We start from the raw sequence: 15,809 nt of genomic DNA on the forward strand, positions 1-15,809 counted from the left end.
ATACATTACAACTCTCCCTTAAATTTATATTTTAGCAGATCCTAAATAATCTACCAAAAATATGAAAACCAAAACCTATAATGTAATTGTTATTCTTATATGCTCACTTTTTATAATGAGCTGCAACAATAACAAACCAAAATGGAAACAACTTTTTAATGGTAAAGACCTTAAAGGTTGGCAAGTAAAAATAAGAAACCATCCGTTAAATGATAATTACGCCAATACTTTTAGCGTAAAAGATGGCAACATACAAGTGCGTTATAACAACTACGGAGATTTTAATCAGCAATACGGACACCTATTTTACAAAAAGCCTTACAGCGCATACTTAATTGGTGTAGAGTACAGGTTTGTAGGAGAGCAAGCCAAAGGTGGTGAAGGTTGGGCTACTAGAAATAGTGGTATTATGATTCACGGACAGTCTCCTAATACAATGACGGTAGAGCAAGATTTTCCTAACTCTATAGAAGTACAACTTTTAGGAGGCAACGGAAAAGATGACCGCCCTACTGCTAATATTTGCACACCTGGTACACAGTATGTGTTTAATGATGAGATAATACAAGAACATTGTGCAAAATCTACATCTAAAACATACCACGGAGACCAATGGGTACGTGTTGAAGCTTTGGTTTTAAAAGATTCTTTAATAGTACATTATGTAAATGGTGAAGAAGTGCTGCGTTATACAAAACCTCAACTAGACCCTGTAAACGGAGCCAAAGAAGGAAAACCATTAACTAGTGGTAGCATCTCTTTACAAAGTGAGAGTCATCCTGTAGATTTTAGAAAAGTAGAAATAGTAAACCTAGAAAAATACATCACAGATAAAGCTAAGCTTACAGAAGTAATTAATGAACTACTTACCAAAAAGTAAAAAATTAAAAGCCTTTAGTAAAATCTAAAGGCTTTTTTATTCAGCTTATTTTAATAGGCAGTTTTTAATTTAGAACGCATTGTTTTTGCAGCAGCTACCAAATTTTCTAAAGCAGCTTTTGTTTCTGGCCAATCTCTAGTTTTTAATCCGCAATCTGGATTTACCCAAATATTATCTACAGGCAACAACTTACTTGCTTTTTCTAAAAGATCTTCTATCTCTTGCAATGTAGGTACACGTGGCGAGTGTATATCATAAACACCAGGACCAATTTCATTAGGATATTTATAATCTACAAATACGTTTAATAAATCCATTTTAGATCTAGAGGTTTCTATAGTAATTACATCTGCATCTAATTTAGTAATATGCTCTATAATATCATTAAACTCAGAATAGCACATATGCGTATGTATTTGCGTTTTATCTGCCACTCCAGAAGTAGCTATTTTAAAACTCTCTACAGCCCAAGTTAAATATGCATCTCTATATTCTTTTCGTAATGGTAAACCTTCTCTAATTGCAGGTTCATCTACTTGAATAGCCTGTAAACCTGCTTTTTCTAAATCTACAACCTCATCTCTAATTGCTAAGGCTATTTGCTTACAGGTTTCAGACCTTGGTTGGTCATTACGTACAAAAGACCATTGTAAAATAGTAACCGGCCCTGTTAACATACCCTTTACTACTTTAGAACTTAAAGACTGTGCATAGGCAGACCATTTTACTGTCATTGCCACTGGTCTAGATACGTCTCCAAATAATATTGGTGGTTTTACAGCTCTACTACCATAACTTTGTACCCAACCAAAACTAGAGATAGCAAAACCATCTAGTTTTTCTCCAAAATACTCTACCATATCATTACGCTCACACTCACCGTGCACAAGTACATCTAACCCTATTTTTTCTTGAAAACGTATGGTTTCTTCAATTTCTTTTTGAATTAATGTATTATAAGCATCCAAACTAAGTTCTTTTTTCTTGAATTTAGATCGCCAACTCCTTACTTCTTTTGTCTGTGGAAAAGACCCAATAGTTGTTGTTGGGTATACTGGTAACTTTAGTTTATTTTTTTGAATTTTTTGACGTGATGAAAACTCTGCATTACGCTCACTATCATTTGCAGTTAACAAACCTATTCTTGCTTTTACCGCAGCATTATGTATAACTAAAGATTCTTTTTTTGCTTTATGCGCCTTAGTGTTACTTAATAATTTAGCAACAACCTCTTTGCTTTTGTCTGCTGTTCCAAGTTTTTTAAGTGTAACTAATTCATCAATTTTTTGCTTAGCAAAAGCCAACCATTGCTTTACACTAGTTGGTAGTGTTTCTTCATTTTGTTCTAAATCTAAATCGTAGGGCGTATGTAATAATGAGCAAGATGTAGCAAGCCAAACCTTATCTACCCCTAATTGTGCCACTACATTTTGCACGGTTGCTAAGGTTGCTTCAAAGTTATTTTTCCAAATGTTTCGTCCGTCAACCAAACCTAAACTAAGTATTTTATCATTCTTAAAATTAGCAGCATTTAAAATATCATTTAACTGCAAAGAACAACGCACCAAATCTAAATGTAAAGCGTATACTGGTAACTGAAGTACAGTTTCTAAATTATCTCCATAACAATCAAAATAACTAGTTAAAATAATTTTTAAGTCAGGAAATTTACCGGCTAATTGGGTATACAATTTAGTTACTGCCTGCCTATCTTTAGCTGTAAGGTTTAATGCCAAACAAGGTTCATCTAATTGTACGTGTGTTGCCCCAGCTGCAACCAACTCTGTTATCAACTCAAAAAATACAGGTAACAAATTGTTTAACAAATCTATTTTATTAAAGCCCTCCTCTTTTTCCTTTCCTAAAAGCAAATAAGTAACCGGACTTAATACTACTGGTTTTGTAGTAATGTTATGTGCTAATGCTTCTTTAAACTCCTCTACAGGTTTTAAAGAGAACAATTCAAAATCTTGATTAGCTGTAAACTCTGGTACTAAATAATGATAATTGGTATCAAACCACTTAGTCATTTCCATAGCAGTAACATCAAACTCATTATTTTGTAAGCCTCTTGCCATAGCAAAATATAAGTTTAGCTTAGATTCTTTTTCTTTTATTTTCTGATATCTTGCAGGAATACAACCGTAGGTTAAGGTAGCATCTAAAACCTGATCGTAAAAAGAAAAATCGTTAGACGGAATAAGATCTACTCCTGCCTTTTGCATTAACTTCCAATTGTAAAGTTTTAACTGCTTACCCATTTCTACCAATTCGGTTTTAGTAGCTGTACCTTTCCAGTACTTCTCGCTTACTTTTTTTAACTCCCTTTTAGCTCCAATTCTTGGGTAACCTAAAACATTAGTTTTCATAGCATTGTAAATTTATTATTCTATGCAAAGTTTAGTATAATAAATATTTTAGCTAAATAAGTTGTTGATTTTAGAAATAACAACTACAAAATATGTAGTAAAAAGAATAATAATCTTTTATACATTTGTTTCAAATCAATTTTTAGATAAATTTTCTATGAGCAACTTAGACCAGATAGATGTACAACTTTTACGATTACTACAATTAAACGCTAACCTAACTTCTAAAGAATTGGCCAACAAAGTAAATTTATCTACAACGCCTGTTTTTGAACGAATAAAAAGATTAGAAAGAAACGGATATATAAAAAAATACGTTGCCGTTTTAGATGCAGAAAAGTTAGAGAAAGGATTAACTGTGTTTTGTAATATTAAACTAAAGCAACATACAAAAGATATAGGGCACAATTTTGTAAAAGAAATTAAGTCTATTAAAGAAGTAACAGAGTGTTACAATATTTCTGGTGATTTTGATTTTTTACTTAAAGTGCAAGTAAAAGATATGCTGCATTACCAAGACTTTGTTTTAAATGGTTTAGGATCAGTAAAAAGTGTAGGAAGTACACACAGCACATTTGTAATGGGAGAAATAAAAAACACCTACGCTATACCAATTTAGATACAATGTAAGTGTTTAAAAATCTTGTGTTTTTTATTTAGAATCTCTTTATTGTTTTTATAGTGTACATAATACCTATAGATACCGTAGACCATTCTGTATTATCTCCTAATTGTATGCCTGTATATGATAAATTAAGCTCTGTACTTTCTCCCATTAAATAACCTATTTGAGGTCTGTAATAAAAGCCACCGTCATTACCATCATTAAGTCCAAAACCCTGACCTAAATCTGCGCCAAAAGAAAAAGAATTGGATGTCCAAACACGCACAGAAGCTGCAGCTTTTAAAAACTGAATATCAGGTAAATCATTAGTAATAGTGCCTGTATGGTATTTTTCTGCAAAGCCGTGTATATAGCCACCAGTTACACCTAAGTCTACTACTTCACCCAATGCCCACATATGGCCTATATCTGCAGCAACCATTAAACTTACATTATCTGTATAATCATCTAAAGGAATACCACCTTGTATACCTATTTTTAATCCTTCTTGTGCAGATAAGTTTACAGCCATTACTGCAAACACAATTAGTAACGTAATTTTTTTCATTTTTTGTTTGGGGTTTAGTTATTTATTGCCAAAACTAAACGCTTACATAAAAGATGCATAATTAATGTTGCAAAACACTTGTTTACCGTTGTAGAACAACTGTTTTATAAAGTTGTACAGTAAAAACTTATTTATTTATTGAATTTAAAATCCAATCTAGCTCTGGATCGTAATTGTTTGCACGATCCTCTAAAGTAGGTGTAATAACTATGTCTGGTTTAACGCCATACCCCTCAATTTCAGTTTTAAAAGGTGTTTCTAAAACCATTAATCCAAAGTATAACATTAGCTTAGAATTTGGCAGTCTTACCAATTTTGTTTGGCCTGCAACAGTACTATTATAAGCACCGCCTGTTTCCTCACCAACAATAATGCCTCTTTTACGTGCTTTTATAACATTAGAAAATACAGAAGATGCAGAAAAAGAACGGCCATTTATTAATACATACACATTACCTTTATAATTATTTTCTTTAGGTGCTGCTATCTTAGATTCCTTAAACTTATATACTAGCTTCCCATTTTTTTTGTGCGCCTTAAAAACTTCTTTAAAAAATAGAAACGGCACAAATAAAGACTTGTATGCTGCTCCATAAACTGTTTTGTTACGAGACATATAAGACTTTATCATTGGGTATCTTGTGTTTACCTCTCCTTCCTCAATAAACTTAAATTTATCCTTTGCTAAGTAAGAATATAAATCGTGAATTTCTACCAATCTACCACCTCCATTATCACGTAAGTCTATAATTAAATTTTCAGTTTTTGCTGAGTCTATTTTTTTAAAAGCCTCTTCATAAAAAGCTTCGTAATCACCTCTAGCAAAGCTTCTAATTTTCATATAAGCAACGCTACTATCTTCACCTATAAAATCTAAATTTCTGTTATAATACTTTTCAGAGTAACTATATCCGTATTTATGATAATCCTTTAGTTCTTTCTTTAACTTTTTTGAAGCAAGTTTTCGTTCTTCTTTCGTCTTTTTAATTGGTTTTTTATCATTTAAACTATCTTTTTTTACTTTAGGAAACCTTGTAGAGTCTCTTGGTATTCTTCTAAAAATTTTGGTATATAAACTATCATTTTTAGAAAATGTAACCTCTAAACTATCTAATCTACCTTTATCATAATAGTAATATCTAGCTAATTTCTGCGCAGAATATTTGTTATGAAAAGTTGTGTTATAGCCGTCTGAAGAAAAATAAGTTTTGTATTTTTTTAGCAAGTCATCAACAGAATCATCTCCTAACTTTACCACTCTGCTCCCTACCATTGTACTATCTTCACCTAGTGTATTCTTCACCAAAACAGCATCTTCTACGTTTTCAAACCTTAAATAAGACCATTCGTTTTTAAGTTTATTAAAAGCTTTATTTTCTTTACGGGTGTATTTTTTTGTTGGTACAGAAATACCTGCGTGTCCTTGTCTAACCTCCGCTACAACAGGAGCCAATTTTTCATAAAAGGCATAAGTAGTCATTGGTTTTGTAATACTACTCTTTAAAGTAGTAAACTTAGCATCTAACTCCTTTTTTGGCGTATACAGGTATAATTGAGGATGTAATTTTTGTAGTTTTCTATAAGCTACATCAACATCTTTATGCAGTTCATCTACACTATGTAACTTGGTTATTTGATGATTGTGTTTTTCTATACTGGCGCATGAAGTAATTAACAGTAATGGCAAAAGGTAAAACAATAATTTTCTCAAGGGTTATGGTTTTATGGTTTTGAACTATATTTTCTTAATTGCAAGAAACACAGCACATTTTATGCCAATAAAGTTAAAATATTATGTAAACTAAAAATATATTTTAACAATACTTTATTTTTAGCAATTCTATAGCTCTATTTTGTACCTTTAACTTGTATGAATAAAAAAATTATCATAACTATTTCTATACTTGTTCTATTGCCATTATTGGCAATTTTTTGTTCTAATAATATTATTACAAACTCAGCTAAGGGCAAAACTTTTTATAATGTAGATGCTATTCCTTACAATAAAGTTGGTGTTGTTTTAGGCACAACAAGTAAGCTTGTTAACGGTAGTCCAAATCCTTACTACGTACACCGTATAAATGCAACTGTTGCTTTGTACAATGCAAAAAAAATAGACTTTGTTTTAGTTAGCGGTGATAATGGAACTAAATACTATAACGAACCAGATACTTTTAAAAGAGAACTTGTAAAACAAGGAATACCAGAGGATAAAATATTTTTAGATTATGCAGGTTTTAGAACATTAGATTCTATGGTGCGTGCGCACGTAATTTTTGGGCTTAACAAGGTTACCGTTATATCTCAAAAATTTCATAATGAAAGAGCTATTTATATTGCAGAAAAAAAAGGCCTAACTACCGTTGGCTTTAATGCCAAAGATTTAAAAGGAAAAGCTGGTTTAAAAGTACAGACTAGAGAATATTTAGCACGTGTTAAAGTGTTTTTAGATTTACTACTTAACACAGAGCCTAAATTTTATGGAGAAAAAATAACGATAGAATAGTACTTACACTGTAATGCAAAAGATTAAAACTTTACTTAAAAACTTAGGTCCAGGATTGCTTTTTGCGAGTATGGCAATTGGTACATCTCACCTTGTACTATCCACCAAAGCTGGTGCACAATATGGTTGGATTATGTTGGTACCAATTGTACTAGCAAATATTTTAAAATATCCTTTTTTTGAATTTGGAATTAGATACACCAACGCAACAAACAAAACACTTATACAAGGGTATTTAAACCGTGGCAAAGGGTATTTGTGGTTTTATGCACTTATTACACTAGTATCTACATTTACCATTTTAGCAGCTTTATACTTGGTTACATCTGGTCTATTAATAAACCTTTTTAACCTTACAAATGTATCTATTACTGTTGTTGCTCTTGTACTATTCAGTTTTATATCTGCACTATTAATTATTGGTAAATATGTTTTTTTAGAGAAGTCTTTAAAAATTGTAGTATCTATTTTAGGAATTGCACTTTTAGTTACCACTATTGTAGTTGTTTTTAAGGGAAAGGTTGATGAGGTAGCAAACTTTAAACCCACACCTCTTTTTAATAATGCTGGTATTTTATTTATTATTGGTTTAGTAGGTTGGATGCCTACTGCGGTAGAGACCTCTAGCTGGTTAAGTATGTGGACTATTGAAAAGCAGAAACTAACAAACAAAAAACTAAATCTTAAAGAAGCATTATCAGAATTTAACTTTGGATATATAGTTACAGCTATACTTGCTTTTTTCTTTATGACCATTGGTTGCTTATCTCTTTACGGTACAAATACTAAAATGAGTAGTAGCGCTGTTGGTTTTGCAGACCAGCTAATAAATTTATTTACGGTACATATTGGAGAGTGGACAACTATTTTTGTGTCTACAGCCACTTTTGCCACAATGTTTAGCTCTTGTATGACGGCACACGATGCTATTGCGAGAGTTAGTATAGATGTTATACAGAAGCTAAAAAGCACACCAATTACCATAACTGAAGAAACAAAACCACAAAGTAAATCTTACTTTACCTTAGCTGTAATAGTATTAACCATTGTAAACTTAGCCGTTATAATCTTTTTTAATTCTAATATGGGTAAGGTTGTTGCCTTAGCTACTTTTGTATCTTTTATTGTAGCTCCCGTTGTTGGTTATATGAATTTAAAAAATGTAATGAGTAACGACGTTGCTAAAGAAGACAGACCTAAAAAATGGCTACAGCTACTTACGTATGCAGGTATTTTATTCCTAAGCTTATTTGCAATTTATTACTACTACATAGAAATTATTGCATAAAAAAGACCGACTTATATAAAATCGGCCTTTAGAATTTATTCTTTTATTTAAAGAGAGTTGTCCATAATTTCCTGAACAATTTCTGGATTTAACAACGTACTAATATCACCTAAATTATCTGTGTCATTAGAAGCTATTTTACGCAAAATACGACGCATAATTTTACCACTCCTTGTTTTAGGTAAACCAGTTACAAACTGTATTTTATCTAATTTAGCAATAGGTCCAATATGTTCTGTTATTTGCTGATTAATCTCTTTTCGTAAATTATCTCTATCTCTAGTTTCTCCAAATTCTTTTAAAATAACATAACCATACAAAGCATTTCCTTTAACATCATGTGGAAACCCAACAATTGCAGACTCTGCTACAGCTGGATGCTCATTAATGGTATCTTCTATAGGTGCAGTACCTAAATTATGTCCAGATACAATAATTACATCATCTACACGACCTGTTATTCTGTAATAACCAACACCATCTCTTAAAGCACCATCACCCGTAAAATATTTGTCTTTATAGGCTGAAAAATAAGTATCTCTGTACCTTTCATGATTACCCCAAATTGTTCTTGCAATAGAAGGCCACGGAAATTTAATACATAAACGCCCCTCTACCTGGTTGCCCTTTAACTCTTGTGCGTTTTCATCCATTAAGGCAGGTTGTATACCAATAAAAGGTAACGTTGCGTATGTAGGTGTTGTTGGTGTAACATAAGGTATAGGAGAAATCATAATTCCGCCTGTTTCTGTTTGCCACCAAGTATCTACAATAGGACTATTATTTTTACCAACATTACTATTGTACCAATGCCAAGCCTCTTCGTTAATAGGTTCACCAACAGAACCTAATACTTTTAAAGAAGATAAGTCGTGATTTTCTACAAAATCTATATTCTCTTTTGCCAAAGCTCTAATAGCAGTAGGTGCAGTATAAAACTGAGTTACTTTATGTTTCTCTATCACTTCCCAAAAACGGCCAAAATCTGGATAAGAAGGCACACCCTCAAACATTACCGTAGTTGCTCCGTTAGCCAAAGGACCATACACAATGTAAGAGTGCCCTGTAATCCAACCTATATCTGCGGTACACCAGTAAACATCATTCTCTTTATACTGAAAAATATTTTTAAAAGTATACGCCGTATATACCATATAGCCACCTGTAGTATGCACCATACCTTTTGGAGTACCTGTAGAGCCAGATGTATATAAAATAAATAAAGGATCTTCGGCATCCATAATTTCTGCAACACAATCCCCATATGCCTCGTCCAAAAGTGGCTGTAACCATTTATCACGCCCCTCTTTCATTTTTACTTCTGCATTGGTACGCTTGGCTACTAATACTGTTTTTACACCAGGACAGTCGTCCAAAGCCACATCTACAATACCTTTTAAATCTATAGATTTTTTTCCTCTAAAAGATCCATCAGAAGTAATTACTATTTTACAGTCAGAGTCATTAATTCTTGTTGCTAAAGCATTAGAAGAAAAACCTGCAAAAACAACAGAGTGTATAGCTCCTATTCTTGCACAAGCCAATAGAGATACCGCTAACTCCGGAATCATAGGCAAATAAATACAAACACGATCTCCTTTTTTAACTCCATTTTCTTTAAGCACATTTGCCATTTTACACACACGTTTATGTAGCTCATAATAGGTTATGTGTTGTGCCTCTTCATTAGGGTTGTTAGGCTCAAAAAGAATAGCTGTTTTTTCACCTCTAGTTGTTAAGTGTCTGTCTATACAATTCTCTGTAATATTAAGCTTTGCATTTTCAAACCATTTTACCTCTGGCTTAGAGAAATCCCAACTTAAAACATTATCCCACTTTTTCCTCCATAAAAAATGCTCTTCTGCAATTTCTTCCCAAAAGGCTTCTGGGTTACGTACAGATTTTCGGTATACCTGAAAATATTCCTCTAAATGTTTAATGTGATAATTACTCATGTGCTATTTGTTTTGTGCTTGTGATTACTAATAACTAGTAAAACTCTAATAAAACAACAGTTTACATTTTAGATGTTATAGTACATCAACATAAAAACATATACTTAATAAATTTGCTAAATATGTATTATTATGCACCTAAAAACTGTGTTTTACAGAATAATTTCCTATAAAATTAATTGAATTATTAAATATAGGAAAATCTAGAAAAGTATCAATTTAAATAAGACAAAAAAATTATAGTAATATTCAATAAACTTGAGTGATTTAAAAAACAGTCCCATAAGTGATAGGAGACTATACAAAAAAAAGAGCTGTATTAATACAGCTCTTTATAATTTAGAACAACAATGTTGCACCTTCGGTTTTCTGCATGAAAGTAATCTATACAATAGACACCATTTACACATTTGTTTAGCACATGATCTTCTCCATAACCAATGGTGTATAATATATTTTTAGAAGGAACACCATTACTTAATAAGTAATTTTTAATATTATCTGCCCTACCTTGAGACACTCTAAAGTTAGATGAAGAACCTCCTTTACTATCTGTATGCGATTCTATTTGAAGATTAAACTCTGGAAACTTTTTAATTATTTTTATTGCTTTATCTAATTCTGCAATAATACCTGGAGTTAGTTTAGTGCTTTTGGTTTTAAACTCAAACTTACTTAGTTTAAGCATTGTTTTGCCTTCCTTTTCTACAACAAAATCATCTGCAAAATCTAAATAAATTGGTGTTTCCTTTTTATTTTTTAAATCATCTGCTGTATAAAATTGTCTAAATAAAGAGTACTTTTTTTTAGATGCAATAACTGTAATTTTTGTTTGCCAAGGTAACTCTATTTCATAAGATCCATCATCTGCAGACTCTATCTCTTTTATAACTTTATTATTTTGATCTAATACCTTTATAGGCACATTAGCAACCCTAACATTATTTAAAGCGTTTAATGTTTTTCCTTGTAAGACAATGGTATTTAACTTAGGCTTTTCTGCTACTTTAAAACCATAAATATCATCTTTACCCTTACCTCCTTCTCTGTTAGAAGAGAAATACCCTTCTAAACCACCAGTTTCATCATTTTTAACAATAAAGCCAAAATCATCTTTAACAGAATTAATACCTTCTCCTAAATTAATTGGCACGCCAGCGCTACCATCTGCTTTTAAGTTAGACTTGTAAATATCCATACCTCCATAACCATAAAACACATCTGAAGAAAAATACAATCCGTTTTCAAAAACAAAAGGCGAAATTTCGTTTCCGGGAGTATTTACTCTTGGCCCCAGATTAATTGGTGCAGACATAATTTGTCCGTTACTGGTATTAACATAGTAAATATCTGTACCACCGTAGCTACTATCCTCAAAATTAGCAGCAAAGTATAAACGTTGAGAAGCTGCATCGTAAAAAGGATAGTAAAAACTAGTACTTAAATGTTTAAGCACGTAGTTAAAGTTTTTATTGCGATCTACTCTTGCTATAGAAAGTGCATTTTTCCCTTTTTCATCATATAACATTTCGCCATCTTTTTCATTAGACAACACGTAAAATAGCTTTTCTAATTCTGATGAGTAATATGGTGTTGCTTCGTGAAAATTAGCTTTTGGTATACCATCAAATGCTTTTACATTAGTAATATCGCCATCTGCCTCAATTTCACTTTCGTATATATCTAAATATATGGTTTCTTGCTTTTTCTTTTTCTTAACTAAGGTTAGAGCCCTGTCACTAGTAAATAATAATTTTTCTTTATAAAACGATGGAGAAAAATCTGCAGCTATACTGTTTGCTTTTACATTAAAAACATTGTAATTAGGTATCACAACATCTTCTTTATTTTCTATATCAAAATTAAACTTTGCATTTTCTGCCCAAGAAGCTTCTTTTAAAATAGTATCATTTTCTAAATACTTATTCATTTCATCCTTACCAGATATAGCGTATAAGCTACGCAGCATTTTATTGTAATGAAATGGAGATACAATAGCATCACTCTCCAATATTAACTTGTACGTATCCCAAGATTTCTGAAACTGTTTTGTATTAAAATATGCCTCTGCATAGTTTAAAAACTGCTGTGTAGTAAGTACAGTCTCTTTACTCTCTTTTTCATATTCTTTAACTGCTTGCTCGTATTTATACTGAAAAAAATAACGATCTCCGGCTGATTTTAAATTTTGAGCACAAACAGATAGTACAACTAAATTTAAAAGTAAAAAGCTAAGTTTAAATTTCATATTGTTTGTATTAAAAGAATCTTGGTGTATCTATTTGTTTAGGTTTTTTATTGTCTTTTGAGCGCTTACTTCTTTTTGTTCCTCCTGATCTACCCAAATAAAACTTTAAAATAACCTCATGAGAACCATCATTATAGTTCTTAAATGCGTTTGTAGAATAGTCATACGAATAACCTACATACATAGAATTAGAGACTTGAAAACCAGCCAAACCACTTATAGCATTATCAAACCTATACGATGCTCCAACAGTAACTAAATCACTAATTAAAAAATTAGCAGATAAATTTACGTTTAAAGGAGACTCATTAATATAATTTATTAAAAATGCTGGTTTAAATTTTAATCCGTCACTTAAATCAAACACAAGGCCACCTATAAAATTAACTTGAGTTTTATCTTCTTCAATAACAGCAACCTCATCATTATACAACGTACTGGTTAATATGTTAGGTACAGAAAGACCTAAATACCAATTGTCTGCATATACAAAAGTACCTGCTCCTATAATTGGGTAAAACTCATTATACTGTGTATCTTGTAATGCAGGTTCGTTCTGAAACTCAAAATCTCCTTTTGTAAAATCGATATCTAAAATTGAAGCCCCTGCATTTATACCAAAAGACCATTTTACATAGTCTGATAGTTTTACTTGGTAAGAGTAAGAGATGTTTATTAAAGACTGACTCATTGGCCCTAACTTGTCTGAGTAAGCATTAAAACCCAATCCTGTTTTTTCATTAGAAAAAGGTATGTTTGCCCCTATACGTATGGTTGTAGGTGAGCCAGGAACTCCTACCCATTGCGTTCTGTATAAACTCATTATTTCTGGGTCTTCTACACTTCCTACATAAGCAGGGTTAAAACTTCCAATATTATACATATACTGTGTATACTGCGGTTCTTTTTGTGCAAAGACGTTAGCACTAACAAAAAACAACATAAGTATACCTAAGTACTTATACATCTGCGTGGATTTTTTCATTTGTTTTTGTATCATCTTATGATTTGAATCCATCCTTTTTTAACTTCTGAACCATCTGCCAAGTCTAACACATAAAAATATGTACCATTTGGCAAATCTCCTTTTTTCCAAGTACCATCCCAATTGTTTTGGTAATTAGTAGCACTGTATACTTCACTACCCAACCTATTAAATATAACAAGTGTATTACCTGTATAGTTTTCTATACAATTTATGCGTAAAAAATCGTTTACACCATCTGCATTTGGAGAAAACTGATTAAATAAAAATCCGCATTCATCATTACTTCTTGGTTCTACAGTAACAATTACAGATGCTGTATTATTTTCTACATTGGCAATATCCAAAGGAAAAGAATCCGTTATTTCTACCGTGTTTTCGTGTGTACCATCTTCTAGCACCATAGCTGTTATTTCTAACACCTGTTCTTCATTACCTAGTATTTCATTTAGCGTCCAAATACCAGTAGCAACATCATAATTGCCCGCTGTAGTTGTATGTGAAACATATGTAAAACCCATTGCATTTTCTATACGGTCTGTAACACTTATATCTGTTACCAAACCATCGGTCTCGTTAGTAAGTGTTATTGTAAAAACAACAATATCGCCTACAGTTGTGGTTGTTTTATCTACCGATTTAGAAACAGACATATCAATCTGTTTAATACCAACAGTAACCGAGCTTTGGTTATTAGCAGTAGCTAAATCTACAGGGTTACTACTTGTTATCTCTGCGGTGTTAATATGCGAACCTCCGTCTACAACAGTTGCTGTAATTTGTATTGATGTACTTTCACCAGCTGCTAACTCTGGTATTGTCCAAATACCTGTTGCACTGTCAAAAGTCCCTAGTTGTGCTACATCAGAAACATAACTAAAACCTGTAGTTGCATTTAAAACATCTGTAATTTCTATAGCTGTAACTGCATCACCAGTTAGGTTTTCTACAGTAATTGTAAAAGTTACATCTTCACCTGTAAAAACCTCATCTTTATCTACCGTTTTTACAACAGATAAATCTGTATCTGTAGGCGCGCAATCTACTACTGTAACCGTTATTGTAGTTGTTTCTGCTTCACAAGGAGCAACAAAACCAGTAGTTATATATGTAAACTGATATTCTCCTAGTGGCTGGTTTGCAAAATCTACACTATTAGCGTCTATTGTAATTGAACTAGATGCTGGCTGAGAAACTAAAGTCCATTCCCCTGCATCTGCGTCTGTTAATTGATCGTCTAAATTTACTACAGTTACTCTGCCATTACCTGGTAGAGAACACGCAGTAGTGTTTGTACCTGTACCAGAAGATGGTTGGTCATTTATTGTTGCTACAACCTCTACCCTTGCAGACGTACAACTATTTGCTGTTGCCTCTACGTAATAAGATGTTGTAGTTGCCAATATTGGTGTATCAAAATTTAATCCTGTATGTACTAATGCTCCTCCAGTAGGCGCATCATACCACAATAAAGAACCATCTGTTGTTGTGCCTGATAATGTTACTACACCTTCTCCACACCTAGATACAGAAGTACCAGTAACGGTTGGACTATTATTTTGAACTATTGTTATTTTTAAAGGTGGACTAACACAGTTATTAGCCTCGTCTAAATAAAACCCGTAAAACTCTCCCGAAAATCCAATTACAGAACTATCATAATAAGATGAGTCATCTAACAAATCATCACTACTACTCCAAGTTAGTACAGTACCCGCAGGTGTTACACTAGATACATAATCATTTAAGTCTTTAGTAAAGCTATCACAAAAGGTAGTTTCTTCACCAGTTCTTAACTCTGGTGCATTAGGAGTTGTAGCACAAACAGGCTCATTATCTATAATTGCTATTCTATCAGAACCCGCTAAAGGGTTTATATCATAGTTTGCATTTTCAGATATGGTAATAATTACACTTTCATCTCCTTCAATTAAAGTATCATCTACTATACCTTCAATATCTAAACTAACACTCCTACTAAGAACAGGAATTAAAATAGAACCTCCTACAGTGTTGTAATCTACACCATTGGTTGCCGTACCAGATATAGTAAAGTTTACACGTAAGCCAGTAAAAGTATTGCCGGTTCTAGAAATTCTAAAACTTCCTGATACAGAACCAGTCTCCGCCGCATTAGCATCTGCCTGAACTGAAACCTGTTGCGCTGATGCAAAAAAACCAAAACACAAAAATAGTACTAGAAAGCAATATGCTTTGTGTTTTTTTATAATACGGAAACTGTCTAATTGTTTAATTTTCATTTTCTTTTATAGATAGTGTTACTCAACTATAATTTATAACAGATAGACTACAATATTAACCAAAATGCCATTCGTCGATAAACAAAATCGACAAAGAACATATTTCACCTCTCAGTAACAGTTATTACCAATAACTTTACTTTTT

At 32.3% G+C, this 15,809-nt stretch carries 11 protein-coding genes; 4 read left to right on the top strand and 7 right to left on the bottom strand.

The genetic code is table 11. The features are described 5' to 3' along the window. Positions 1 to 61 precede the first annotated feature (61 nt). The gene (locus tag Q4487_RS06840; RefSeq protein ID WP_013621483.1) at positions 62 to 880 is read left to right on the top strand and encodes a DUF1080 domain-containing protein; all 819 of its coding nucleotides are present in this window, start codon (positions 62 to 64) and stop codon (positions 878 to 880) included. Between the two features lie 50 nt (positions 881 to 930). On the opposite strand, the gene metE is transcribed toward Q4487_RS06840, so the two are convergent. Continuing rightward, a complete protein-coding gene (gene metE / locus Q4487_RS06845) occupies positions 931 to 3,249 on the bottom strand; it encodes a 5-methyltetrahydropteroyltriglutamate--homocysteine S-methyltransferase (protein ID WP_303540657.1) in 2,319 nt (772 codons plus the stop codon). Between the two features lie 157 nt (positions 3,250 to 3,406). On the opposite strand from metE, the gene Q4487_RS06850 reads away from it, so the two are divergent. Continuing rightward, entirely contained in the window at positions 3,407 to 3,868 is a 462-nt protein-coding gene (locus tag Q4487_RS06850) for an Lrp/AsnC family transcriptional regulator (protein WP_034643358.1), read from the top strand. Between the two features lie 37 nt (positions 3,869 to 3,905). On the opposite strand, the gene Q4487_RS06855 is transcribed toward Q4487_RS06850, so the two are convergent. Together Q4487_RS06855 and Q4487_RS06860 are read right to left on the bottom strand one after the other, a co-directional pair. Further along, the gene (locus Q4487_RS06855) at positions 3,906 to 4,421 is read right to left on the bottom strand and encodes a hypothetical protein (protein WP_303540655.1); all 516 of its coding nucleotides are present in this window, start codon (positions 4,419 to 4,421) and stop codon (positions 3,906 to 3,908) included. A 127-nt stretch (positions 4,422 to 4,548) separates the two neighbouring features. Continuing rightward, positions 4,549 to 6,132, bottom strand: coding sequence for a S41 family peptidase (locus tag Q4487_RS06860; protein WP_303540653.1), 1,584 nt, complete (start codon positions 6,130 to 6,132; stop codon positions 4,549 to 4,551). Between the two features lie 159 nt (positions 6,133 to 6,291). Between Q4487_RS06860 and Q4487_RS06865 the strand changes: the two genes are divergently transcribed. Both Q4487_RS06865 and Q4487_RS06870 read left to right on the top strand, forming a co-directional pair. Continuing rightward, positions 6,292 to 6,927: a vancomycin high temperature exclusion protein gene (locus Q4487_RS06865; protein WP_303540651.1), complete on the top strand. Its 636-nt coding sequence runs from the start codon at positions 6,292 to 6,294 to the stop codon at positions 6,925 to 6,927. A 13-nt stretch (positions 6,928 to 6,940) separates the two neighbouring features. Then, on the top strand, positions 6,941 to 8,215 hold the full coding sequence (locus tag Q4487_RS06870; protein ID WP_303540648.1) for an NRAMP family divalent metal transporter: 1,275 nt from the start codon (positions 6,941 to 6,943) through the stop codon (positions 8,213 to 8,215). Positions 8,216 to 8,262: 47 nt separating this feature from the next. On the opposite strand, the gene acs is transcribed toward Q4487_RS06870, so the two are convergent. From acs to Q4487_RS06890, 4 genes are all read right to left on the bottom strand, one after another. Further along, entirely contained in the window at positions 8,263 to 10,170 is a 1,908-nt protein-coding gene (acs, locus tag Q4487_RS06875) for an acetate--CoA ligase (protein ID WP_303540646.1), read from the bottom strand. A gap of 319 nt (positions 10,171 to 10,489) precedes the next feature. Continuing rightward, complete coding sequence (locus Q4487_RS06880; RefSeq protein WP_303540644.1) at positions 10,490 to 12,418, bottom strand: OmpA family protein; 1,929 nt, start codon at positions 12,416 to 12,418, stop codon at positions 10,490 to 10,492. A gap of 10 nt (positions 12,419 to 12,428) precedes the next feature. Further along, the gene (locus Q4487_RS06885) at positions 12,429 to 13,403 is read right to left on the bottom strand and encodes a type IX secretion system membrane protein PorP/SprF (protein ID WP_303540642.1); all 975 of its coding nucleotides are present in this window, start codon (positions 13,401 to 13,403) and stop codon (positions 12,429 to 12,431) included. Positions 13,404 to 13,414: 11 nt separating this feature from the next. Beyond that, positions 13,415 to 15,664 (bottom strand): gliding motility-associated C-terminal domain-containing protein, encoded by a 2,250-nt coding sequence (locus tag Q4487_RS06890; protein WP_303540640.1) that lies wholly within the window; start codon positions 15,662 to 15,664, stop codon positions 13,415 to 13,417. Between the last annotated feature and the right edge of the window lie 145 nt (positions 15,665 to 15,809).

The sequence above is a fragment of the Cellulophaga sp. 3_MG-2023 genome (assembly GCF_030546975.1).
Taxonomy (GTDB): Bacteria; Bacteroidota; Bacteroidia; order Flavobacteriales; family Flavobacteriaceae; genus Cellulophaga.